20 protein-coding genes are annotated in these 23,870 nt (G+C 36.5%); 15 read left to right on the top strand and 5 right to left on the bottom strand.

Annotation, left to right across the window (positions count from 1 at the left end; translation table 11 throughout):
• Positions 1-99 precede the first annotated feature (99 nt).
• Together MHI02_RS10735 and MHI02_RS10740 are read left to right on the top strand one after the other, a co-directional pair.
• Entirely contained in the window at positions 100-2,196 is a 2,097-nt protein-coding gene (locus tag MHI02_RS10735) for a tetratricopeptide repeat protein (RefSeq protein ID WP_341165892.1), read from the top strand.
• A gap of 151 nt (positions 2,197-2,347) precedes the next feature.
• On the top strand, positions 2,348-2,749 hold the full coding sequence (locus MHI02_RS10740; protein WP_341165893.1) for a DUF192 domain-containing protein: 402 nt from the start codon (positions 2,348-2,350) through the stop codon (positions 2,747-2,749).
• Between the two features lie 147 nt (positions 2,750-2,896).
• Here the strand turns inward: MHI02_RS10740 and MHI02_RS10745 are convergent, their stop codons facing one another.
• A complete protein-coding gene (locus tag MHI02_RS10745) occupies positions 2,897-3,571 on the bottom strand; it encodes a deoxynucleoside kinase (protein ID WP_145543323.1) in 675 nt (224 codons plus the stop codon).
• Between the two features lie 15 nt (positions 3,572-3,586).
• Entirely contained in the window at positions 3,587-4,219 is a 633-nt protein-coding gene (locus tag MHI02_RS10750) for a deoxynucleoside kinase (protein ID WP_204798781.1), read from the bottom strand.
• Positions 4,220-4,680: 461 nt separating this feature from the next.
• Here MHI02_RS10750 and cspD point away from each other — a divergent pair, with 461 nt between their 5' ends.
• The 10 genes from cspD (at position 4,681) to dnaB (ending at position 16,799) form a co-directional block, all read left to right on the top strand.
• The gene (gene cspD / locus MHI02_RS10755) at positions 4,681-4,878 is read left to right on the top strand and encodes a cold-shock protein CspD (protein ID WP_047186766.1); all 198 of its coding nucleotides are present in this window, start codon (positions 4,681-4,683) and stop codon (positions 4,876-4,878) included.
• Positions 4,879-5,296: 418 nt separating this feature from the next.
• Positions 5,297-6,391, top strand: coding sequence for an NADH-dependent flavin oxidoreductase (locus MHI02_RS10760; protein ID WP_145524187.1), 1,095 nt, complete (start codon positions 5,297-5,299; stop codon positions 6,389-6,391).
• A 201-nt stretch (positions 6,392-6,592) separates the two neighbouring features.
• A complete protein-coding gene (locus MHI02_RS10765; RefSeq protein ID WP_257455997.1) occupies positions 6,593-8,395 on the top strand; it encodes a PDDEXK-like family protein in 1,803 nt (600 codons plus the stop codon).
• Positions 8,396-9,264: 869 nt separating this feature from the next.
• The gene (locus MHI02_RS10770) at positions 9,265-9,909 is read left to right on the top strand and encodes a hypothetical protein (protein ID WP_341165894.1); all 645 of its coding nucleotides are present in this window, start codon (positions 9,265-9,267) and stop codon (positions 9,907-9,909) included.
• Positions 9,910-10,330: 421 nt separating this feature from the next.
• Positions 10,331-10,726 (top strand): (deoxy)nucleoside triphosphate pyrophosphohydrolase, encoded by a 396-nt coding sequence (locus MHI02_RS10775; protein ID WP_257455995.1) that lies wholly within the window; start codon positions 10,331-10,333, stop codon positions 10,724-10,726.
• A 54-nt stretch (positions 10,727-10,780) separates the two neighbouring features.
• Positions 10,781-13,942, top strand: a complete 3,162-nt coding sequence (locus MHI02_RS10780) for a DEAD/DEAH box helicase (RefSeq protein ID WP_341165895.1) — start codon at positions 10,781-10,783, stop codon at positions 13,940-13,942.
• Positions 13,943-14,206: 264 nt separating this feature from the next.
• On the top strand, positions 14,207-14,377 hold the full coding sequence (locus tag MHI02_RS10785; protein WP_060669066.1) for a helix-turn-helix domain-containing protein: 171 nt from the start codon (positions 14,207-14,209) through the stop codon (positions 14,375-14,377).
• Between the two features lie 61 nt (positions 14,378-14,438).
• Positions 14,439-15,155, top strand: coding sequence for a DnaD domain-containing protein (locus MHI02_RS10790; protein WP_341165896.1), 717 nt, complete (start codon positions 14,439-14,441; stop codon positions 15,153-15,155).
• Positions 15,152-15,493, top strand: a complete 342-nt coding sequence (locus MHI02_RS10795) for a hypothetical protein (RefSeq protein ID WP_341165897.1) — start codon at positions 15,152-15,154, stop codon at positions 15,491-15,493. Before MHI02_RS10790 ends, MHI02_RS10795 begins: the two co-directional genes overlap by 4 nt.
• Positions 15,474-16,799, top strand: a complete 1,326-nt coding sequence (dnaB, locus tag MHI02_RS10800; RefSeq protein WP_341165898.1) for a replicative DNA helicase — start codon at positions 15,474-15,476, stop codon at positions 16,797-16,799. Before MHI02_RS10795 ends, dnaB begins: the two co-directional genes overlap by 20 nt.
• Before the next feature lie 161 nt (positions 16,800-16,960).
• On the opposite strand, the gene MHI02_RS10805 is transcribed toward dnaB, so the two are convergent.
• Complete coding sequence (locus MHI02_RS10805; RefSeq protein ID WP_341165899.1) at positions 16,961-18,127, bottom strand: lactate 2-monooxygenase; 1,167 nt, start codon at positions 18,125-18,127, stop codon at positions 16,961-16,963.
• Between the two features lie 254 nt (positions 18,128-18,381).
• Here MHI02_RS10805 and MHI02_RS10810 point away from each other — a divergent pair, with 254 nt between their 5' ends.
• From MHI02_RS10810 to MHI02_RS10820, 3 genes are all read left to right on the top strand, one after another.
• Positions 18,382-19,290 carry an RluA family pseudouridine synthase gene (locus tag MHI02_RS10810; RefSeq protein WP_216883921.1) on the top strand — a complete coding sequence of 303 codons (909 nt, stop codon included), beginning with the start codon at positions 18,382-18,384 and terminating at the stop codon, positions 19,288-19,290.
• Between the two features lie 180 nt (positions 19,291-19,470).
• Positions 19,471-20,772 (top strand): DEAD/DEAH box helicase, encoded by a 1,302-nt coding sequence (locus MHI02_RS10815; RefSeq protein ID WP_341165900.1) that lies wholly within the window; start codon positions 19,471-19,473, stop codon positions 20,770-20,772.
• Positions 20,773-20,847: 75 nt separating this feature from the next.
• Entirely contained in the window at positions 20,848-21,474 is a 627-nt protein-coding gene (locus MHI02_RS10820; RefSeq protein WP_341165901.1) for a branched-chain amino acid aminotransferase, read from the top strand.
• 246 nt (positions 21,475-21,720) lie between these two features.
• On the opposite strand, the gene MHI02_RS10825 is transcribed toward MHI02_RS10820, so the two are convergent.
• Both MHI02_RS10825 and MHI02_RS10830 read right to left on the bottom strand, forming a co-directional pair.
• Positions 21,721-21,885, bottom strand: a complete 165-nt coding sequence (locus MHI02_RS10825; protein ID WP_167507324.1) for a hypothetical protein — start codon at positions 21,883-21,885, stop codon at positions 21,721-21,723.
• Positions 21,886-22,167: 282 nt separating this feature from the next.
• A complete protein-coding gene (locus tag MHI02_RS10830; protein ID WP_047185115.1) occupies positions 22,168-23,595 on the bottom strand; it encodes an aldehyde dehydrogenase family protein in 1,428 nt (475 codons plus the stop codon).
• Between the last annotated feature and the right edge of the window lie 275 nt (positions 23,596-23,870).

The following is a 23,870-nucleotide window of genomic DNA, read 5'->3' on the forward strand; positions in this document are numbered from 1 at the left end:
ATTATTGTGTTTAATTCGTGAATGGTATATCTTATATTAGTTATGTATTCTAAAAAATTGTAATCACATAAAAAATAAATAATGATGTGGGGGATTATTGTGTCAACGGAGAATGAACTAATTAATAAATCCTATTATCAAACGATTATAGATAAAAACAAAGAAGAACACCCAATCAAGCTTTTGGGTGAAATGTACATGGAGGAAATGCAAAAGGAACGGCCAGAGCTATCCGCCATTCGTTTTGCTCAAGGGGAAGTTTACTTCTTGAATAAAGATTATGAAGCGGCAATTTATAAGTGGCAATATCCTTTAGACGAACAATTCATTCCATGGGCTCAGAAAAATATAGCAGATTCACATATGGAAATGGGCTTATTGGATCATGCAGAAAAATATTATATGGAAGTTCAAACGGAATCCGTTAAGTTGAAATCGGAAGTCTTACTGCAGCTATTTTCTCTGTATATACAACAAGGTCAACTAGAAAAATCTGTTGATACGATTAAAAACGCTGTTACGTTAAATCCGGATTATACCGATGTAACAGAAATAGCCAAGACTTATTTTGAGGATATCAAAGATTGGGATAGCGCAGTAGAGCTTGCAGTTAATGAGGCAATACGAACAGAATCTCTTTCATGGTTTGAGATTTTAGAAGGGTATGCTAGGCAAGGTTTTACATCCAACATGGAACCAAACTATTTTAATGATGTGCTAGCAACATTATTACAAATCGACAAATATCGTTTTGAAAGTCTGACTGAAGGATTGTGGATCAGTTATAAGCAAAGTGACTTTTATATCCAATGGCTAGAAGTGATTAACCAACTTCTCTTGAATCACAGCATGGAAGCCTCTTATACCTGCAAGAAGCTCCCGACCTTATTTGAAGAATCGTATTTCTATTTAATTAGCGGAGAGTTTTTAATAAAGGATATTTCGAATTTAGTAAACAATCATTTAGCGAACTGGATAGAGTTGTCTTCTGGTTCTGATACCTTACGTTCATCAAGCGCAGTCCTTGCCTGGGAAGAGACTTTTCCATCCGAAATTGCTGCCACAGTGATTAATGAAGCTGAACACCAATTTGAAAATTCAACTCCTAACCCAAATGGCAGCCAAGAAGGAATGGAACTTTTCAATTCTATTAAAACATGGGCGGAGAGAGAAGGTTTGTTAGAAGATTTATCTGAATTTATGAAGCCTATGCTAGATGAATTCAACATGGATGTGGCAAGTCCGACCAGAATACGGAATTTGATTAAAGCTGCGATCGAATTTATGTTAGAACAAAGGGTAGAATTGGAAAATGTTATTTTGGAAGAAATTAATTGGAACGAAGAAGTTTTAACAGAACTGTATGATATCGAGCATCAGTTAGGTGAGATGGAAAAAGAAAAAGCCAGCATCATGACAGAATCGTTCCATAAATTAACAAATAAATTAACCAAGAATATTAAGGTTGAATTGCCCAAAATCCTTCGAAATTGTTCCGAATTAGTGAAGGAGGACAGTGACTTTTCTAAAATCCATATGGAATTAAATGAAGAAATGAATAGACGGATTACAGACTATATGGAAAAGAATGCTATACCTGAGTTTAAAGATAGTTTTCAAGCATGGATAGAGGATTGCGAAAGAGAGTTCCAGGACAGCCAGAATAGATGTAATGCCTTTAACGATAGTATGAACCAACAATTTAATGAAGAGAAGCTAACATTGACAGGTGACTTTAAGGTATTGGATGACTGGCAACGAGATATAGACCGTATCTCAAGGGGAGTACTACGGTTTGAAAAAGTAAATATATTGTTGCGCAATAATCCTTCCCAGCTGTTATTAAAAGGTGTGGGAAAACTTTTAGGATCGATTTCGAAAAATAATGATATGCTCCATACTAAATATAAAAACCATATTGAAAATGTGGATTATAGCGAAATAACAGGGGAAATCATTAATTCATTCATACAACAATTAGAATTGTTTGAGGAATCCATTGAATGGGATATTAATCGATTTTTCTCCAATCCACAAAAAGAGCTTCATAGTTTAATAGAAGAAGTGCAGATGGATATTGAAAAACATAACGATTCCTTAAATAAGATGCGCGAAAGACCCGAAATCTATCGAGACCCGCTTACCTTGTTTGAGTTAAAATTACGTCAATATGAGTTGATGAATATGATTAGTTAATTAGATTTTGAAAAAAGTTAATGAGACATGAAGCCCTAGATTTTTTTGAATAAATCTAGGGTTTTTTATACTGTTTCATGTCTTGACATCTGGAACATCTACACTTGGCGAGCAATAAACTACTTATAATAATACGTGAAGGTGTGGGAACATGACAAACAGCTTAAAAACAAAAACGATCATAATATTTAGCGGATACAGGCGAATTAAATTAACCGTTCATGTTGCAGACACTCCAGGAAAAATAGAAAAAGGCTTAATGTTTGTTGAAAGATTACCCGAAAATGAGGGGATGTTATTTGTGTTTCCAAGAGAAATATATGGTGGCTTTTGGATGAAAAACACATTCATTCCTTTATCTATTGCTTTTGTTGATTCAGATGGGGAAATTCTAAAAATAATGGATATGGCGCCTTGTATAGGAGATATATGTCCTATCTATGATCCACAAATTTCTTATCATTATGCCATTGAAGTGAATTGGGGATGGTTTGAAAAGAACCGAATCAAAGAAGGGGATTATGTGAAATTTGATGGAACATTAATGAGCTAGGGATTAAGATGAACCAGAATATGAATTCGTTTTTAATAGAGGTTACCAAAGCGGTTAGTACCAGTTACGGTTGGATAATGTAGATAGAACTTTAGAAGATAATAAAGATAAATAAGGGTAGTTTTGAATAACCACCCTTATTACTATTTAATTTTTAGATGAACGTAGTCTAGCTGCCCGAATGAAATTTCCGACCTTTTCTAATATAACATCAAGGGTATTATCCTCTTTTATTAAGTCATAGTCTGTGATGTCTATTCTTAAAATTGGACAAGCATTGAAATTACTTATCCAATCTTCATAACGATGGTACATTTCTTCCCAGTAAGAAGTAGGGGTGCTTTTCTCCATTGTCCTTCCACGTTCATTAATTCGCTCTAATATTACCTCAAAAGGACCTTCTAAATAAATAAGTAAATCAGGATGGGGGAAATAAGGTGTCATTACCATGGATTCGAATAATTTAGTATACGTTTCATATTCCGTCCTAGACATGTTGCCATTTTCATAGTGCATTTTTGCAAAAATCCCTGTATCTTCATAGATGGAACGATCCTGTATAAATCCTCCACCATACTCAAATATTCTCTTCTGTTCCTTAAAACGCTCTGCAAGAAAGTAGATTTGTAAATGGAAACTCCAGCGTTTAAAATCACTATAAAAGTTTTCTAAGTATGGATTTGTTTCAACTTTTTCCAATGATGTTTTAAATTGAAGTGCATTGGCTAATGCTTTTGTCATGGTTGATTTGCCAACGCCTACTGTACCTGCGATAGTAATGACGCTATCACCAGGTATTTGGTACTTTTCTCTAAGATTCATCCGAATCCCCCTTTATTATGCTAATTTTCTAAGTTGTTCATCGACCATTTGTATAATTTCTTCTAAATCACTTTGATATTGAACAAAGTCCATTATATCGCCATCAATTCGGATAACGGAGAGATCTGAATGAGATCTTTCTAAATAATTGATATAGTCCTCATAATCCGATGACAATTGTTCAAGATAGGATACTTGTGTATTTTTCTCTATGGTTCTACCACGTCTCTTTATTCGATTCATAATAGTATCGATACTAGCGTGTAAATAAATGATCATATTAGGCATTGGCATATCTTCGGTTAAAATTTCATAGATCTTCTCAAATTTAATCATTTTGTCGGAGGATAAGGTACGCTGAGCGAAAATCATGTTTTTGAATATGTGATAATCAGCCATTACAGGTTTCCCCATCGACAAATATTGTTGTTTAATATCCTCTAATTGCTTAAATCGATTGCATAAGAAAAACATTTCTGTTTGAAAGCTCCATGCTTCCATATTCTCATAAAACTTATCTAAAAACGGGTTTTCCTCTACTATCTCTTTTAGTAAATGAAAATTATAATGACTAGATAGCTTTTTAGCAAGTGAGGTCTTTCCAATTCCAATGGGTCCTTCAATTGTAATAAAGGGTATGTTGGCCATGCTAATCCTCCAATCTACTTTTACCATTGCCTCGTTCACAACTTACCATTCTAACACAGGTATAGGAAGTTTTTATTTTTTTGTAATTGGAAGTTTTATGCAAATTTTTCTACACTCTCTTCCGTAATTCATTATAATGTGAGATATTACTTAATGTAATATAAAAGATTGATGTTCCACTTAGTGATTTACATACATTATTAAAAAGGGCAATTATGAAATTGATTTAATTTGTGTCGGATGTTTTATCAACAAGAAACAGACTTAGATGGTACTATTAATTAATTTAAAAAATACAGTATCTTTTTAGAGTGATACGTGTTATACTTAGAGTAACTTAATTGTTCGTGTTAGCAATACAGGACCTATGTCATATCTTTACAACGTATATCATCGTCTTGAATTAATATCAGAACAACCAAAGTAATAAACGTGCATGATGCACAATGGAGGAATTTCATATGAACACAGGTTCAGTAAAATGGTTTAATGCAGACAAAGGTTTCGGTTTTATCGAAGTTGAAGGTGGAGACGATGTATTCGTACACTTCTCAGCAATTCAAGGCGACGGTTTCAAAACGTTAGAAGAAGGTCAACAAGTTTCTTTCGATATCGAAGAAGGTAATCGTGGACCACAAGCAGCTAACGTTGTTAAATAATCATTTATAGTAAAAAGCTCTTCTGTAACCTAAACTAACTGAAGTGACACTTAAAAGTTAGACATGGTTATTTCATCAGTTAATTGCTCAAAATGAGTTCGGTAGTATACCGGACTCATTTTTAATTTTGCCTTCTTTTCTAAGACGGAACCTGTTCCATCCAACTCGTAAGCAACCTACGTAATATTCGCATTCTTCTGCTGCAATAGATATAGACTCTTTGATGCGAACCATTACAAAAAACCTGAAGTATTACATCAACATATCATTTTTAAGTTAAAATGGCTCCAAGTTAAATAGGGTTTATGCTCATCATTGTAGATGATAACTCTTTTTTATACGTTTCACAGGAGGACAGGCAGAACCTTTGACCAATAAAACTTATTCTTTTACGATGAAATACAAGGAGTGAAGTAGAATGACAACTTATTTAAAACCATTTACATTTCATAACGGTGTCGAGCTTCGTAATCGCTATGTGATGGCGCCGATGACGACATATTCTGCTAATCCAGATGATACGGTGTCGGACGAAGAATTAGCGTATTATGAAGAGCGTTCATATGGAGTAGGGGCCGTGATTACGGCATGTACATATGTAATTCCAAGCGGTAAAGGCTTCCCGGGCCAATTCGCGGGACATACGGATGCTTATACTGATAGTTTACGTAAAGTAGCACAGGCGATTCATAAAGGTGGCGCTAAAGCGATTTTACAAATTTACCACGGAGGTAGACAATCGCCTCGTGAACTTGTGCCAAATGGCGATGTTGTCAGTGCAAGTGATACGATAGCGGCAGATGGGGGAAAGGCGCGCGCATTAACGGTTGAGGAGATTCAAGAAATTGTGAAAGCATTTGGTGAAACAACGCGTCGTGCCATTGAAGCAGGCTATGATGGCGTTGAAATACACGGTGCAAATACGTATTTACTACAACAATTTTTCTCTGGCTTCACTAACAAACGCACAGATGAATATGGAGGTACGCTTGAAAACCGCATGCGTTTCCCATTAGAAGTAGTAGCGGAAGTCAATCGCGTAAAGCAACAATTTGCAGATGATTCATTTATCGTTGGCTATCGGTTTAGCCCAGAAGAGTCGGAAGAAGATGGTATTACGCTTGATCATACGGTACAGTTAGTAGATCGCTTAGCGAATGAGCCACTTGACTATTTACACATTTCACTCGGAGATTTCCGTTCCTTAGCACGCCGTTACGAAGGTGAGAAAGAAAATCGCATCAAAATCATACATCGTGTCATTGATGGTCGTGTACCGCTTATTGGTGTGGGGGCCATTCATTCGAAAAAAGACGCACTAGAAGCTATGGAAACAGGTGCAGAACTTTTAGCATTGGGTCGAGAATTATTAATTGAACCGCATTGGGTTGAAAAAATGAAGGCAGGGGAAGAAGTCATGACAGAAATGGATATGACACGTGATCATGTCATTCCCGGACAAATGATGCGCATGATGCAATCACGTCCTGGCTGGGTACCTGGTGTTAAATAGTTTACAATAATAAAATTGCCTTCCAAAAGGTATACCCTGGGAGTTAGAATGAAAAAATCTAATTCCTGGGGTGTTTTTTCATGGTTAAAAATGTAAAGTAATATAAAATTTATAAAAACTTACTATAAGTAGTGTAAGATAAAGATTAAAGGTTATTAATACTTGTATGGTAATTTGATATAAATAATTGGGGGATTTTACATGGACATACGGGATCTGTTTGAATTAGAGAATGACACATCCTTTCAACAACTTAATCAACAAGTGAATTCGTTTAATGTATTAAAAATTTTAAAATTGGAAAACCACGAAATTCGTCATTCGAATGTATTAGCATGGTTATTAAGTCCAAAAGAAAATCATGGGCTTCAAGATTACTTTTTACGTAAAATGATGGAACATCTTATGCTAATCGATGAGAATTACAATAATACGATATATGAAGCAGTTGGTAGATTCCTTCATTATTCTTTAGTGGATAGCTATGTCTATCGGGAGGTTAAAACAGATAACAACCGATATATTGATTTAGTGATTATTAATCAACAATTGAAGTTTGTCCTTCTGATAGAAAATAAATTTTATTCTACGGAATCAGAGAATCAATTGGATGATTATTTAAACTATATTCAGGATTACTTTAGTGACTTTACCGTTATCCCAATATACCTAACGCTTGATGGGGAAGAACCATCCAATGAACAATACTTTATTCTAACCTATGAGCGAATTGAAGCGATTTTACATACGTTACTTATGTCTTTTCAGAATCAATTAAGTAATCGTGTCTATACATTTATTGAAAATTATAATCAACTATTAAGGGAACGGTATAATCCAAATCAAGATCAAATCGTAAAAGCTATAGAAATATACCGTAATCATAAATCGATCATTGATGCGTTATTCCAGAGAATTTCGTCACTTCCTAATGGATTACTATTTGAATCTGGCTATCCATTTGAATTCATGACGAAATATAAAAATACCATTCAATATATTTATAAACATGGTCAAAACATTTTATCTTATAGTTTTGAGCAATTTATTCATCAACAGTTTAATAAGGAAGTTCTTTATCACGCTCATCCTACAGTCCCACATTTACTACCTCCTGAATGGCATGCTGTTAGTAGTATTTCATTAAAGGAAGCAAACTATTGGTTAGGAAAAGGACTCATTGTTTGGTTTGAACAGACAAAGGACAATCGATTACGTCTTATTGCAGAAATAGGGCCGATGGAATATACGAAGCGACTTTGGCTTTTGGAGCAGTTAGAAAAAGTTGGAGTATCTATTAAGAGTAATTCGAAATTAGAAAAGGCACGTTATACAAGGTTTTTCTCTCAAAAAATGGATATAAACAAGTGGGATGATATGGAAGAACTCACACGAGCAATGATAGATTTATATGATGGACCTAAGTTTGCGATAATTCGAGAACAAGTAGCCACTATTTTAAATAGTAAAAATCAAGTAAAAGATAAAATAGCAAAGCGTGTAGAAACTTCCGTCATAGATAAAACAAATGTCCATGTCCAACAATCTTTTGAAAATTGGATGTTTTCGAAAGGTTTCCATGAAAAGCATTACCGGGTATCTACACGGAATCTATCTTTTAAAATCCCATTATTTGATTCGTTCAAAGGGATACTGGGAGAAACAAGAGAAAAATGGTGGTGGCATAATGGTCCATTTTTATTTTGGATAAATGTTAAATCAGATTCTTTGTATTTTACGTTAGAGATAGGTCCTATTGAATCGGATAAACGTGTTCTCTTGATGAAAAAGGTCAAAAAAGAGGGGATAACATTTAATAAAAAAGGACTTATGCCTGAAGCAAAATACACCCGTATTTATACGGCTACGGTACCAATGGTAGATCTGAAAGAGTCGGACCTATTGAATATTTTCGATACATTATATGATGACAACAATCTACAGGAAATACTAGAAAAACTTCAAAAGATTTATGATGAATGGGTTATTGAAATGGTAGATTAATAGTCTAGTAGATGTGAATATGGAAGGTAGACATACATGATAGATGGATATCAAGTTTTCGTGGAGAAATTTCATATTAGTGGTATTAAGGAGAGGACACCTTACTTGGTCACATTAAACTAAGTCAATTGAATCAATCCACATTTAAAAGGAAATATATTTTTGTTTTAATGATAGACTATGCTCCACGAACGGTAGAACTATTTCATAATCTTTTTATTGAAAACCCCTACAATATGATACTATTGAACTAGTTAATTAGTTTATTTTTTCATTACAGGGAAGTTGCTGTTTAAACAGTGATTGCTTTTTATTTTAGTAGATTAATAGCATCGATGATTGTAAAATAAAAGAGACTAGATAGTATCTCTAGTCTCCTCCTTTTTTATAAGCTCAGCCCTGCCTAAACGGTAGCGGGGAAAAGCTGATATACGAACATTGTATTAGCAGCTCTGCCAATTCGGTAGCGGAGAAACTAATACATCTTAAATAATATAATACACAAATAATATTATTTAGTCAATTAATGAATTTCTAGGAGATTAAGCTATGAACTACTTGATTTATTTTGATGAATCTAATAAAATTGACCAATTTAGTAAAGAATTCTCGTATTATGGAGCTTACGGTGGAACAGACAGAGCTTTAGCTAACATAGTAAAAAAGTGAATCGGATTAATAAAGAGTGTAATTCTAAAAGTGAACTTCATTTTAGGGAATATACCAAGGATAGAAATATAAAAAAATATTTTAAAACTTTACATACTGTAATTAACGAAAATATAAGAATAAATATTTTAATCGTTAACAACGAAGATGCGTTTAAATCTGCAAACAAAATCGAATTAAATACTGAAGAATTAAGGGAGTTGTTCTATATAAAAATTCCCGAACGATTATTTTATGGTCTAACAAGGGACGTTTCCCATTTAGAAAATCCTGAGCAATTGGTTAATGTTAAGATCAAAATTGATCTAAATTATGAGTATGACAAGATTGATTTAAACAAAAAGCTGATAGAGCAAATGAACGCACATGCTGCTTATAGAAATAAAAATTATCGTGTCAGAAAAGTAGTCTCTCATGACTCCGAGAAATCGATTCCTTTACAAATAATTGATACTTTCATAGGCATTGTTGTATTTCTATTAGAAAAGAGTTATTTAGCCGATTCTGATGTTTCTATCATTAAAAGCGATTTGATTTTTAGATTTTTAATGGAAAGTAATAACTTGGTACGTTTCCAAAATCAAATAAGATTGTTCGAATGGACTGGTAATGAAGATTTAAAAGAAATTAATATATCTGAGCATCTCTCGCCCTTCATGGTATATAAAACAAACTTTGATATTCAAGAAATTACCAAAATTCAAGAGGTTTTAGTAAAAAATCCAAGTATAAAGACTAAAGAACTCAGAGAAACCCTTGGTTATCCCAATACGATGCTACGATTATTACTTGGATACAGAGACCATATTACAGGGGTTGGAAGAAATACGTTTCTATTAAAATAAGCTGTCGACATACTAATAATATGTTAAGTGAAAGGGTAGTATCCTTTCATCATTTGAAGGAAATTTTGTAAGTTGTAGGATGAATATAGTAACTCAATCAAGAATTTTGCATTTAAAGAAGTTTTATGGACCTTGCTCTGATACTTCATTATGACGTATTTCAATTTATATATCTTGAATACTGGAAGACTTTCATACTTGAGAACTAGTTGTTGATTAAGAATTCATGGATATTAAAGAATGGTTCTAGGAGAACGGGTAGTGTAAGTTGTTTTTTCGATTGGAGTATTAACTTGTGCTAGTTTTAACAAATTGAGCAATAAATATTCACTTATTTGTATGAAAATAACTGATATAATTTAATTGTACTTATTATTCTGCATCATTTATTTAAGTTCAATCCAATTAAAAGGAGACAACAATGAAAAAAGATATACACGTAGTCGGTGCAATAATAGTAAATAATGGTAAAATCTTATGTGCGCAAAGAGGGCCAACTAAATCACTTTCATATAAATGGGAGTTCCCGGGTGGAAAAGTAGAAAAGGGAGAAACACCCCAGGAAGCATTGCAACGTGAAATTAAGGAAGAAATGAAATGCAACATAAAGGTTGGACAACAGGCTGAACATACTGTTTATGAATATGATTTTGGCATTGTACATTTAACCACTTTCTATTGTGGACTTATAGACGGAATACCTAAACTAACTGAACACGTTTCAATCAAGTGGCTACCACCACAAGAACTTAACTTTCTTGATTGGGCACAGGCAGATATCCCTGCTGTAGAAAAGGTAATAAGTAATTTTACATAAAGGTTATATATTAATTTCAATAAATGATGATTTTTTAACTAAGAGGTGTACGTTTTGCTAAAACAAGGAATCTATGAAGAAATAATAAATAAGCAAATCAAAAATGAACTTTCCTCCCTAAATACCGACTCATTTGAAATAGAAAAAGGGAATCTAGATGTAGAAGAAGCTCGAAAATTCTTAGCCTCTTATATATCTAATGTTACAAGAAAAGCACTTCATTATGTGCGTGACAATGAATTGGATGACAAGGAAGCAATTTTGAAACAGATTGCAACATGTAACGAAATTATCATGACGTTAAGTAGTACACTTGGGGATGAAGAGTTAGCAAAGATGCAGATTGATGAGGCAGGGGAAGTACTTCAATCTATCTATTCTAAACTTAATTCAGTAAAAAGCATAAAGAAAGAAAAAACAATCCGTCCGGTAACATCAATTGCTGAGAGTTCTCTATTTACTGGGGCTAGTCTTGAGCCAAATATGCTTAATGAATTAAAAAAAGAAATTCTTTCATCGAATGAAATTGATTTTCTTGTTTCTTTTATTAAATGGAGTGGTATTCGCTGTATTATTGATGAATTAACTACCTTTACCGAAAATGGAGGAAAACTTCGGATTATCACTACATCCTATATGGAAGCCACTGATTATAAAGCAATCATGGAATTGAGTAAGCTTAAAAATACGGAAGTTCGAATTTCTTATGATATAGAACGAACTCGTTTGCATGCAAAGGCATATATGTTTAAACGTGATACAGGATTCACCACCGCATACATAGGATCATCTAATTTATCTAATCCAGCCTTAACATCAGGGTTGGAATGGAACTTGAAGGTTTCGGAAAAAGATTCATTTGATATCATCAAGAAATTTGAAGCCACTTTTGAAAGCTATTGGAATGATGGGGAGTTTAAGCTGTTCAACGAAAAAGATGAGGCAGATAAACAACAATTAAAAGAAGCATTAAGGAAGAAAACAGTTCATGAGGAAAATGACTTTCATTTTTCATTTGATATTCAGCCTTACTATTATCAAAAAGAGATGCTAGAAAATCTACAGGTGGAGCGAGAAGTTTTTGGCAGAAATAAAAATCTACTTGTTGCAGCTACTGGTGTTGGTAAAACAGTAATTTCTGCATTTGATTATAGGAGATTTGCTAATAAGGATTTAAGTAATGCTAAATTACTATTTGTAGCGCACCGTGAGGAAATTTTAAAGCAAAGCAGGGATACCTTTCGGGCGATCTTAAAAGATTTTAATTTTGGAGATATGTTGGTTGGGGGGAATACACCTGATTCTTTTGACCATCTTTTTGTTAGTATCCAAAGCTTTAATAGTATGAAATTGTATGAAAAGATATCGAAGGATTTTTATGACTTTATTATTGTAGATGAGTTTCATCATGCTGCAGCAGAATCTTATCAAAAGTTACTGAGCCATTTTGAACCGGATATTCTTCTAGGCCTTACTGCTACTCCAGAACGAATGGATGGGAAGGATATAACAAAATATTTTGATGGTCAAATTGCTTCTGAGATGCGACTGACTGAAGCAATTGATCGTAAGTTATTAAGTCCTTTTCAGTATTTTTGTGTGAGTGATACGGTGGACTTATCTACTCTAAAGTGGACTCGTAAAGGATATGATTTACGAGAATTAGAGAATGTGTATACCAATAATAAGATCCGGAGTAATCAAATTGTAAATAGTTTATATAAGTATGTGACAGATATCGAGGAAGTAAAAGGCTTAGGATTTTGCGTGGGGGTAGAGCATGCAGTATACATGGCTCAATATTTTATTCAAAGGGGAATTCCATCAATTGCCTTACATGGTGGTTCGGATAAAAAGGTAAGAGCGGCAGCAAAAGATCAATTGATAAAAGGTGAGATTAAGTTTATCTTTGTCGCGGATTTATATAATGAGGGTGTCGATATTCCTGATGTAAACACGATCTTATTTCTTCGTCCTACAGAAAGTTTAACGGTGTTTTTACAGCAACTTGGACGTGGTTTAAGGTTGGTAGATGGGAAAGAGTGTTTAACGGTGCTAGATTTTGTGGGACAGGCCCATAAGAATTATAGTTTTGAAGAGAAATTTCGCGCGTTAATTGGAAAAACAAAACATTCCATTAAACATTATGTGGAAGAAGGTTTTTCAGTACTACCTCGTGGGAGCTTTATTCAACTGGAGAAACAAGCGAAAGAATATATTTTGCGAAATATCAAGGCAACAGCGAATACAAAGGTAAACTTGATTAATAAAATGAAGTATTTTGAACAAGATACAGGTCTTGAATTAACGTTTGAAAACTTTTTAAATCACTATCATTTATCTGTCTATGACTTTTATGGTAGAAGTGGTGACCGATCTTTTCAACGCATGTTAGTTAGTGCAGGCATTGCGGATGACTTTTCCTGTGAAAATGAAGAGAAAATAACAAAGCGACTACCCAAATTATTTCATTTAAATTCAGAAAAACTACTAAGATTCTTCATGGATTATGTAGAAACACAAGGTGATTACCTACCAAATGGTGAAGAAGAAAGACTGATGCAAAATATGCTTTATTATACGTTTTATCAGAAAGAACCGGCGAAAGAGGGCTTTTCTTCTATACCAGAAGCTTTGAAGTCTATTCTAAAAAATGAGCATATGAGAAGAGAAATTTATGATTTATTGGAGTTAAATTATAAATCAATCAAGAGCATTGAGATACCGAATGATATTAATTTTATAACTCCATTAACGGTACATTCCGTGTATTCCAAAGAACAAATCATGGCAGCACTTGGTTATTTCAATGAGGAAAAATGCCCGGCATTTAGAGAAGGGGTAAAATATTTTAAGGATAAGCAGCTAGATGTGTTTTTTACTACGCTTTACAAGTCCGAGAAAGACTTTTCACCTTCTACGTTATATGAAGACTATGCCATTAATGAAAGGCTATTTCATTGGCAATCTCAAAGTACGGTATCAGAGCAAAGTCCAACAGGTCAACGATATATCCATCATCGAGAAAGAGGAAGTGAGATTGCTTTATTTGTTAGGGAGCATAAGCAAGAACACGGCTATACGTCGCCATTTATTTTCTTGGGAACATGTGATTATATAAGCCACACAGGGGAGAAGCCGATTAGTTTTAAATGGGAGTTACGGGAGGAGATGCCTCCTTGGTTGGTGATGAGGGCGAATAAAAGTATTGTTTGAGGTTTTATTCTTTGTTGCATTTTATTTTTGGTAGGGTGAACCGTATCATAAATAAAAATTTAAGGTCAGAGCCCCCATCATACTAAAACTTTAGTTATGATGGGACACTGACCTTCTTTCATGCCCTATGCAATAGTTGTCTTTCTGTCCAATAACCTCACCAATAGCCTTATACACTTCAAAAAAAATCCACCCAAAATAACCCAATCAATCCCCCCTCAACCCAAATCCTTTCGATTATGTAAATGAAAGGAGGTTGATATCATGGAACGCCGTACAATGACCGTAAAAGAAGTAGCCACATTTCTAGGTGTACACTCCGATACAATTTATGATTTAGTGCGAGATGAAGAGATTCCACACTTCCGAATTAGAAGTAAGATTTTATTTTTGCCGGAAGTAATTGAGAAGTGGATTCAGGAACAAGGAAAGTAAGAGGGAAGGTGCTACGTACAAGGCACCTTCCGAAGTAAAAATAGGAAAGGAAGCAATAAACATGAACATGTGGAAAGAGATGAATGCTTTTCGGGATTGGTTATTATTAAATGAAATGTCCAGCAGCGCAATTGTATTATGGTATAGCCTATTTACCATATGGAATAAGGCTGGCTGTCAGAGTAAATTTAGTATACCTAATTCCATTTTGATGAAATTAACGGGTCTATCAAAGCAAGGATTAATTAATGCGAGGGCAACGCTTGTACAAAAACAATTTATTCGTTATGAAAAAGGAAAAAGGGGATGTGCACCGATTTACTCCTTGAATTCATTGGTCAATCCAGTTGACCCATCTGAGTACCAATCCTCTACCCAATCACCTGCCGAATCGTTGCCCTTAATAGATGATTTAAGAGAGAGAAGAAGAAGAGGAAGAAGAATTGCGTCAGAAAAATTGCTTGTTACATACGAACAAAACTTTGGTAGTCTTCCCCCGATTGTCATGAAATCTCTGCATGATTGGTGTGACGTGTTAGGCGAGGATATTGTGATGGAAGCCATTGAATTTACTGTGAAAAAGGGAGGACGTACGTTTAGCTATTTGGAAAAAATCTTAGAGCAATGGAAAGATGCAGGATTGAAAAGCAGGGAGGATGTACGACATTACATAAAAAGACCAAAGGGTAAAAACACGGTCTTATTTCAAGCTAGAGAGATGCCGAAAAAATCGGAAACGTTATTTGATGAACTCAGAAGAGAGGGGGAACTCGGGTGAAACGGGAAGAGGCGATCGATGTGCTGGAACATATTGCTGCGATGTATCCCAAAGTGGAAATGAGTCGGAAAAAGGCAAAGGTTCTTCTTCCTGCTCTGATGGAAATGGAATATGCCGGTGTGATGACGAAACTAAGGAAATTTACTACGAAATATCCATATCCGCCGACCATTGCGGAGATTGCAGCTTATCCGAAAATGCCGAATGAACATTTGGAGAACATGAAGAAATGGCAGGAGGAAGCTAATAAGGTCTCGGAACAAACGAAGCAACAGTTTCGCATACAACTGGAAAAATTGATGATACAAAAGGTGAACCATGAAAATTACAAATTATGAAGCAGAGGCAACGTTACTTGGAGCGATACTGGTAGAGGGCACATTGTTTAATGACTTGGAATTGGAAGAAGAACATTTTTACGATGCGAGGCACCGAAGAATTTTTCGGGCGATGAAGGAGGTATTTGAGAAAAAACAGCCGATTGATATCGTGACCGTGACAACAGCCTTACTGAATGATATTCATCAGATTGGTGGCACCCTTTATCTGACAGAGATGGCGGAATCTGTAGCTACCCTGGCGAATTTCAAGCAACATGAAGCATTAATTATTGAGGCATATCGCATGCGGAAAAGCAGGGACCTTGTGAAGGGGTACGTGGAAAATCCAAGTGACGAAGCGATGGACGTGCTACTAAAGAAGTTAACGCATTTTCAAGATTTAGGGATCAGCCAAAAAGAAAGATCAACCTACGATTACTTGATGGAAATCAGCAAGGATATGACCGAGAAAACGATACAGACTGGTTATATGACGTCATTATCGAATTTTGACGATATGACGGGAGGCTTACAGAAAGGCGATTTGATTATTGTGGCAGCAAGACCATCCGTTGGGAAAACAGCCTTTGCCTTAAATCTAGCTGCAGGTCACTGTAAAAATAAGGGTTCTTCCCTTGTGATTAGCTTAGAAATGGGAACCAAACAACTGTTGGAGCGTATGATTTCTGCTGAAGGGATGATGGACGGGAGAAAGTGGCGAAACCTATTATTCTCAGAGGAAGATTATGAAAAAGCATTTCGGGCTATAGGTACGATTGCATCTTGGGATTTAACTATTTTTGATACAAGGCGAACGCTTTCGCAAGTTCGTTCAACGATTCGGAATGCGGTTCAGAAAGATCCAAATGGACATCACCTTGTCATCATCGATTATTTGCAACTCATCACCCCAACTACTATTCGAAAAGATCGTCGGGATTTAGAAATCGGCGAGATTACCAGAGAACTAAAACTCCTCGCAATGGAATTAAAGATACCGATTGTCCTCCTATCCCAACTTTCCCGTGGTGTCGAATCCAGACAAGACAAACGTCCGCTTATGTCTGATCTTAGAGAATCTGGAAACATTGAACAAGATGCGGACGTTATCGCCTTTCTTTACCGGGATGATTATTATAATCGAATGTCGGAAAGTCCTACGATCACAGAGGTCATTATTTCGAAGCATCGAAATGGACCGACTGGAACAGTGGAGATGGAGTTTTGGAAGGAGTATGGGAGGTTTGGGGATGTGAGAGATGTACAGGGGACGCATGAGAACATTGAATCGAGAAGAGGGAATGAATTTAGTATGGAATTTTAGCTGGTAATAGGGTATAGAATAAAATGTGTAACATACATTCATTTTAGGACAACTAAAAAGAATCCATTTTGAAAAAAGATTGATCAAAGTGGATTCTTTCCTTGTAAATTAGTATGCATTTTTTATAAAAGAGTTTGATCATTTGTGAAATTTACAGGTATCTATTGTACTTTTTCCAAAATACCTGGGTGCAAGCTCTTTACACTGGCTTGTCCCGCTAGCCCCATGGTTAAATCGAAATCCGCAAGCATGTTTTGGAGCACTTCCTTTACTCCGGATTGTCCGCTCACTGCTAGGCCGTACATGGCAGGCCGCCCGATCAGTACCGCATTTGCTCCAAGGGCGAGTGCTTTCATAATGTCGGATCCCCGGCGAATGCCGCTGTCCATGAAAACGGGAACCTTTCCGTCAACGGCTCCGCAAATAGCAGAAAGCACATCCAGGGCTGCAATAGCGCCGTCGACTTGCCGTCCGCCGTGGTTAGAGACGATGATACCGTCGACTCCTTTTTCAAGAGCGAGTTTTGCATCATCCGGATGCAAGATACCCTTCAGGATAATTGGCAACTTTGTGTGCTCTTTCAGGAAATCAATGTCTTCCCATGTCAGGCCGGTATTCCCAAAAATGGTTGTCCAATGCATGATTGCGGCTGTCGGGTCTGCCTCTGGCGGCGCATCGAGTTTTGAACGGAATGCCGGGTCGGTAAAGTAGTTACCTACACCTTCTCCGATTAGAAACGGCAAATATGCATTCTTTAAATCATGTTCCCGCCATGCCATCATCGCTGTGTCAAGTGTGACGACAATTGCCGAATACCCCGACGCCTCAGCCCGTTTTAGGAAACTCGCGGTGACATCTTTATCACGCCCCCAGTACAGCTGGAACCAGCGAGGCGCATCGCCGACCGCTTCGGCAATTTTCTCCATCGGCACTGTTGATACAGTACTTGCGATGAAAGGGACACCTAGCTCAGCACAAGCTTTTGCTGAAGCGATTTCTCCGTGTTCATGGATGATGGATTGGACGCCGACGGGAGCGAGCAAAACAGGGAATGGAGAGGTTGTACCAAACAGTTCGACGGACAGGTCACGTTTGTCCACATTCCTTAACATGCGTGGAACAATACTCCACCTATTAAAGGCGGCACGGTTATTCTGCTCGGTCTGACCGCTTCCCGCTGACCCAGCAATGTAATAGTAGGGGCCGTCTTCAAGTTTCTCGCGCGCTTTTTTCTCCCATTCCTCAACCTGTATCGGCAACCGGTCCGGTCCTGGCCGAATCATATTCATATAAATCTTGTATTGCACGTTATTTCCGATGTTTTGCATTCCATTCTCCCCCTTCTTATGTTATCTATATATATTCATATTTAAATTATAATATTACTTGCTCAATCCTTGACCGGGGATCATGGTATTATCATTCCGATGTGTTGTTCACAAAACAGTTCGTAAAACAGTTTCCGATCCCTATAACTCATAAAATACGTTTTAGTTTTTATTCCCATTTGCATTTCCAGCCCACACCTACTAATCTTAAAGATACATCCATCATAATTTCAATATTTTAAGGAGCACACAGTATGTCAAAAAAAAGATCCAACTATCGAAAAGATGCCAAAAATATAATCATTGAGGTAAAAGAACCCGATGAATTATTATCCTTTTTATTAAAGGTAATGTCTAATCGAAGTAGAAATTCAGTAAAGTCCATCTTGGCTAGAGGTCAAGTAACGATTGATGATCATATCGAAAAACGGTTTAATTACCAATTAAAACCCGGTCAAACGGTCACGATTTTAAAAAATAAAGCAGCAGTAAAGCAAAATGTGTTAATTGGAATGCAGATTCTTTATGAAGACGAGGATATTATTGTCATTAACAAGGAAGCTGGATTATTATCGATTGCGACGGAAAAAGAAAAACAGCAGACGGCATTGCATCAATTAATGAAATATGTGAAGAGGGAAGACCCTGAAAATAGAGTTTTTGTCGTGCACCGCTTAGATAAAGACACATCAGGTGTGATGATGTTTGCAAAGAGTGAGCATGTGAAAAGGAAACTACAGGATAATTGGGCAAAGGCCGTTAAAGAGCGGACATACGTGGCTTTAGTTGAAGGTAGGTTTACAGAGAAGGAAGGCTATATCACGTCCTGGCTAAGAGAAACGAAAACACATCTTATGTATTCCAGTCAAACGCCTAATGATGGTTTACTTGCTAAAACACGCTATACGTTCATTCAGGGTAATGCAGATTTTTCTTTATTAGAATTGAATCTTGAAACTGGTAGAAAAAATCAAATTCGAGTCCATATGCAAGATCTTGGGCATCCGGTTGTTGGTGACAAAAAATATGGATCTAAGGAGAGGAATGTAATTGGCAGACTCGGTTTACATGCGAAGACCCTAACCTTCCAACACCCAACAACAAATAAAATTTTAACATTTAAAGCTGATGTGCCAGCATCTTTTTTAAGTAAGTCTAAATAAACGATTAGCGGGGGAACAGTTTATCTGTTTCCCTTTAACTTTTTGGGGTCACATTCAAGAAAAAAGGAAATACAACATAATAATCCCAACCACTCCGTAAATACTAATCAATATGCTATAGTTAAAAAGCCTTGGAACAAATACAATGGCATTACTATAAGAAAAGAGACGTGATTAGCCATGCCTGATTTTTTACAACTAGGTATTCGAAAAGAGATAAACCATACATTAAAGTCATTAGGAATAGAAGCTCCTACCTCCATCCAGGAACGGACGATTCCATCCGTACTGGAGGGGAAGGATGTTATTGCAAAAGCACAAACGGGAACAGGAAAGACGTTGGCTTTTGTTCTTCCTATGATTGAAAAGATTGATGTGCACAAGTCGGATGTTCAAGCACTTATTTTAACCCCAACAAGAGAATTGGCTCAGCAAATTTCAAAAGAGATAAAAAGAATGGTTGAGAACGTAGAAGGCATACATACGTTAGCTGTGTATGGTGGTCAAGATGTGGAGCGTCAATTAAAAAAGTTAAAAGGGGACAGGCATATTGTCGTTGCAACTCCTGGTCGGTTATTAGATCATATTCGCCGTGAAAGCCTTGATCTTTCAACGGTTCAGATGCTTGTGTTAGATGAAGCTGACCAAATGTTACAGATGGGTTTTCTTCCAGAGGTAGATGACATCATCCATGAAACACTTTCTACCAGACAAACCATGTTATTCTCTGCGACTATCCCAAAAGAAATTAAATCTCTTGCCAAAAAATATATGGTCGAACCAGAATTTATTGAAGTGAAAGCAAAAAAGGTGACGGTTGAAGAAATTAAACAAGTTGTGATTGAAACAACGGAACGGAGAAAACAAGCAACTTTATTCCATTTAATCGAAGAACATCGACCGTTTTTAGCGATCATATTTTGTCGAACCAAAATTCGTGCCAAAAAACTTCATGAAGCTTTGATTGCTAATGGGTATAATTCAGATGAGTTGCACGGCGATTTATCCCAGTCTAAACGTGAAAAAGCAATGAAACGTTTTCGTGAGGCGAAAACTCAGTTTTTAGTTGCAACAGATGTTGCGGCAAGGGGACTTGATGTCGAAGGGGTGACACATGTTTATAACTATGATATTCCCCATGATGTGGAAAGTTATGTTCACCGAATTGGACGTACTGGCCGTGCAGGTGGCGATGGGGTTGCCTTTACCTTAATGGCTCCTAAGGATCTAGAGTTCCTACGAATGATTGAAAAAGGGATTCATCAAAGATTGGAAATACAAGTGATTAAAGGAGTCAGAATCCCTGATCGTGAGGATTATCAAAGAGCAAGCCGTGAACAAGTAAAAGAAGCAAAACGCTCCGATGATCGTAAAAGAGACGGAAGGAATCCTACCACGCGTTCTTCCAATAGAAGACCTAATAAGAATCGACAAAAAGGCAATTCAGGTACTACAATAAGAGGTAGAAAACGTACACGCTAAAGCATACGAAATGGAGTGCTTCACCCAAAATGCACTAAAGTATTACTGTACAATCAAATACAGGAGGATACACCAATGTTACATAAACGAATGAATCAATACCTTTCATCATTGATGAGTGAAGAGCAACAAGCTGCACCTTCTTTAAAGGTTGAAATCTATCAAGAGGAAAAAGAGTATATGGAGGAACATGAATTAATTTCAAATGACGTTACATTCATAGAAAAAGATCCTACGACACGTTTCCAAGATGCATCCATTGAAAGATGTGATAAAGGAACAGAAGAAACTCTCTCTGAAGAATCATTCGCTTTTTTAGAACAGCCGATCGACTACCTTCAAAAACACAAGAATGAATTTTTATACTTAGAATCTAAATGGTTGAAACTAATCGGCGTCGATGCGATTTCGTTGGAAGTAAGTGATGTATTTGGAACATATGACGTCATGGTAGGATTGCAGCTGCAGAAAAAGTTTGAGATATCCCTTAAAGAAAACTTAAGTAAAGAATTACATGGAGATGAAGCAAGATTTGAATTGATTTTTAATCAAACGGATGGCTTGTTTGATTTGAATTTTGCCTTGAATTATGTGAATGGGTTTAATGAGGGGATGTCATTAGAGGAAGCCTATCTGTTAATTTATCGCTTTCTATTTAAACTAGTAGAAAGTGTGGAAGAAAGAAGCAAAGACATGAATTAACTGTTATATCGCATTTCCTTCTATACAAAAAAAGGATAAAAATTAGCGTACCTACTCAAATGTATTTTATTAGAAAAAGGGTCTGAGCCCAGATCCATTTGGTCAAGGGAAAACTAGTTAGATAGGATTACATTCTGCCGCGAAAGAAATTAAGGATCATTAAATGACTTATTAAGTACAACAGCAACAGTGAGGACAGGTAACTCATCCCAGTTGAATGGGGTAGGTACCTGTCCTTGTTCCTAATCACTTTTCTATCGTATCGTTTTTCTTTCTTGGTTGATTGGTATCCGGGACCTCTAGTTGTTGTAGCTGATAATCGTACTCGATCGTTCCACCACCAAGACCTTCATTAATCATTCGGTCGACCTCAAGCATATAGTCCATGTCTTTATCATTTTCAATATACATATCCACCATCTCCTTTGATTTCAATATATGAAACTTTCTCATTTTCGTCCTAGATGCCATATCAAAGGATAAGCAGAAGCCTTTTTGGGTATTCAGTTTCTGAAGTGAGTTAAACTCAATTGTATTTTTTGTTACGGCAGTTGGAACAGCCATTCTATTCTTGGCTAAAACTGATTAGAAGATAGCATGATTTGTGGAACTAGATAAGGATATTCCAAAAGGGAAGGCCACCACTATCAGTTATCACTGATACTAGGTGGCCTCTTAAATGGTTTCGATTCTCTAAGAAGGCATGCCAACTACTGATTTAATTTCTAAATATTCTTCTATACCAAATGCTCCCCACTCACGCCCGATTCCAGATTGTTTATAACCTCCAAAACAAGCTGCGAAGTCAAAAGGAGCACCATTGACATTAATAAGACCAGCCCGGATTGAAGTTGCGACTTTCCGCACTTTTTCTTTGTCCTCACCAACGACATATCCGGCTAATCCATATACCGTATCATTAGCAATTTCAATCGCTTCATCAAGATCGTCATAAGTTAAGATGGACATGACTGGTCCAAAGATTTCTTCTTGGGCGATAACCATATCGTTTTTCACATTGGTAAAGACGGTTGGTTTGACATAGTATCCTTTTTCCAATCCCTCTGGTTTACCAGTACCGCCAATTAGGAGTGTTGCACCTTCTTCTATTCCTTTCTTTATATAACCTTGTACACGATTGTATTGTTTCTCGGAAACGAGTGGTCCAAAGAAATTAGTAGCATTCTGTGGATCACCAAATGGAAAATTAGGTAGGACTTCCTTTACTGCATCGGTGAATTCATTTATCTTTGACTTTGGAACGAGTGTACGTGTTGCTGCTGAACATACTTGACCGGAGTTTAAGACAACATTCGTAACCGCAATTTTTGCTGCTTTTTTCATGTCGACGTCATCAAGTATGATAAGTGGTGATTTCCCTCCAAGTTCGAGCGCCACTTTTTTAATATTTTTTGCGGCATTTTCAGTGATCTTTTGACCAACTGGACCGGATCCGGTAAAAGATACAAAGTCAATATCAGGATGAGAACTGATCCCATTTCCGACGACTTCACCTGTACCATTTACAAGGTTAAAGACACCTTTTGGTAAACCAACCGCTTGAAAAATCTCAGCAAGTATAATTGCTGCAAATGGTGTAAGTTCTGATGGTTTTAACACGACTGTACTTCCGGCAGCAAAAGCACTAGCAAGCTTCGTTGATGGCTGGTTCGTTGGAAAGTTCCAAGGAGTAATTAGTCCACTTACACCAATTGGTTCTTTTCGAATGACCGTATTCCCACGTCTCTCGGTGAATTCAAAGCTTTCTAGCTCTTTTGCAGCTTGTCGGAAATGGGATAACCCCAAGACGTAATGCGTATTTTCACTTATGGAAATAGGGGCTCCCAATTCTTCCGTAATGACTTCCACGATATCGTTTTTGCGGTTCTCATATTCATCGGCAATCCGATTTAATAGGTCAATGCGTTCTTCCTTTGTTGTCTGAGAAAATGATGGGAAGGCTGCGCGGGCTGCAGCAACAGCTTTATCTAAATCTTCTTTTGTTCCATCACTAATTTGACCGATTACTTCTTCTGTTGCCGGGTTGATGACATCAACCGTCTTTGTACCGGTAGACTCCACCCATTCACCATTAATAAAATGTTTTAAAAATTTACGCATGCTAGATACCCCTTTTCATAAAATTGATTTAGACTGTTTCATTTTGTTAGGTGTTTTTCAACATCTATAACTAAAGAAAGAGTCCTGCGTTTTTTATAAAAACAGAATCCTCCGAGTGTATGAACCATGTAGTTATTAATGATTCTATTCTAGTAGTAAGGCAAGTATTCCTATGAAACTCATAAGGCCGGAATAGCTTAACGGAAAATGAAAGTAAGTTTGAAGCTACCTTACTAGTCTTTCATCTGTCTTCAAAAGAATCTATTGTAACGCAA

It is taken from the genome of Oceanobacillus sp. FSL K6-0118, assembly GCF_038006665.1.
Taxonomy (GTDB): Bacteria; Bacillota; Bacilli; order Bacillales; family Amphibacillaceae; genus Oceanobacillus; species Oceanobacillus caeni.

Bases quoted from the DNA above. Each gene is read 5' to 3' on its own strand.
- MHI02_RS10810 (WP_216883921.1), top strand. From the start codon at position 18,382: ATGTCAAAAAAAAGATCCAACTATCGAAAAGATGCCAAAAATATAATC.
- MHI02_RS10830 (WP_047185115.1), bottom strand. From the start codon at position 23,595: ATGCGTAAATTTTTAAAACATTTTATTAATGGTGAATGGGTGGAGTCT.
- MHI02_RS10745 (WP_145543323.1), bottom strand. From the start codon at position 3,571: ATGAATCTTAGAGAAAAGTACCAAATACCTGGTGATAGCGTCATTACT.
- MHI02_RS10805 (WP_341165899.1), bottom strand. From the start codon at position 18,127: ATGCAAAACATCGGAAATAACGTGCAATACAAGATTTATATGAATATG.
- MHI02_RS10815 (WP_341165900.1), top strand. From the start codon at position 19,471: ATGCCTGATTTTTTACAACTAGGTATTCGAAAAGAGATAAACCATACA.
- MHI02_RS10820 (WP_341165901.1), top strand. From the start codon at position 20,848: ATGTTACATAAACGAATGAATCAATACCTTTCATCATTGATGAGTGAA.
- dnaB (WP_341165898.1), top strand. From the start codon at position 15,474: ATGAAAATTACAAATTATGAAGCAGAGGCAACGTTACTTGGAGCGATA.
- MHI02_RS10790 (WP_341165896.1), top strand. From the start codon at position 14,439: ATGAACATGTGGAAAGAGATGAATGCTTTTCGGGATTGGTTATTATTA.
- MHI02_RS10765 (WP_257455997.1), top strand. From the start codon at position 6,593: ATGGACATACGGGATCTGTTTGAATTAGAGAATGACACATCCTTTCAA.
- cspD (WP_047186766.1), top strand. From the start codon at position 4,681: ATGAACACAGGTTCAGTAAAATGGTTTAATGCAGACAAAGGTTTCGGT.
- MHI02_RS10775 (WP_257455995.1), top strand. From the start codon at position 10,331: ATGAAAAAAGATATACACGTAGTCGGTGCAATAATAGTAAATAATGGT.
- MHI02_RS10740 (WP_341165893.1), top strand. From the start codon at position 2,348: ATGACAAACAGCTTAAAAACAAAAACGATCATAATATTTAGCGGATAC.
- MHI02_RS10825 (WP_167507324.1), bottom strand. From the start codon at position 21,885: ATGTATATTGAAAATGATAAAGACATGGACTATATGCTTGAGGTCGAC.
- MHI02_RS10760 (WP_145524187.1), top strand. From the start codon at position 5,297: ATGACAACTTATTTAAAACCATTTACATTTCATAACGGTGTCGAGCTT.
- MHI02_RS10750 (WP_204798781.1), bottom strand. From the start codon at position 4,219: ATGGCCAACATACCCTTTATTACAATTGAAGGACCCATTGGAATTGGA.
- MHI02_RS10785 (WP_060669066.1), top strand. From the start codon at position 14,207: ATGGAACGCCGTACAATGACCGTAAAAGAAGTAGCCACATTTCTAGGT.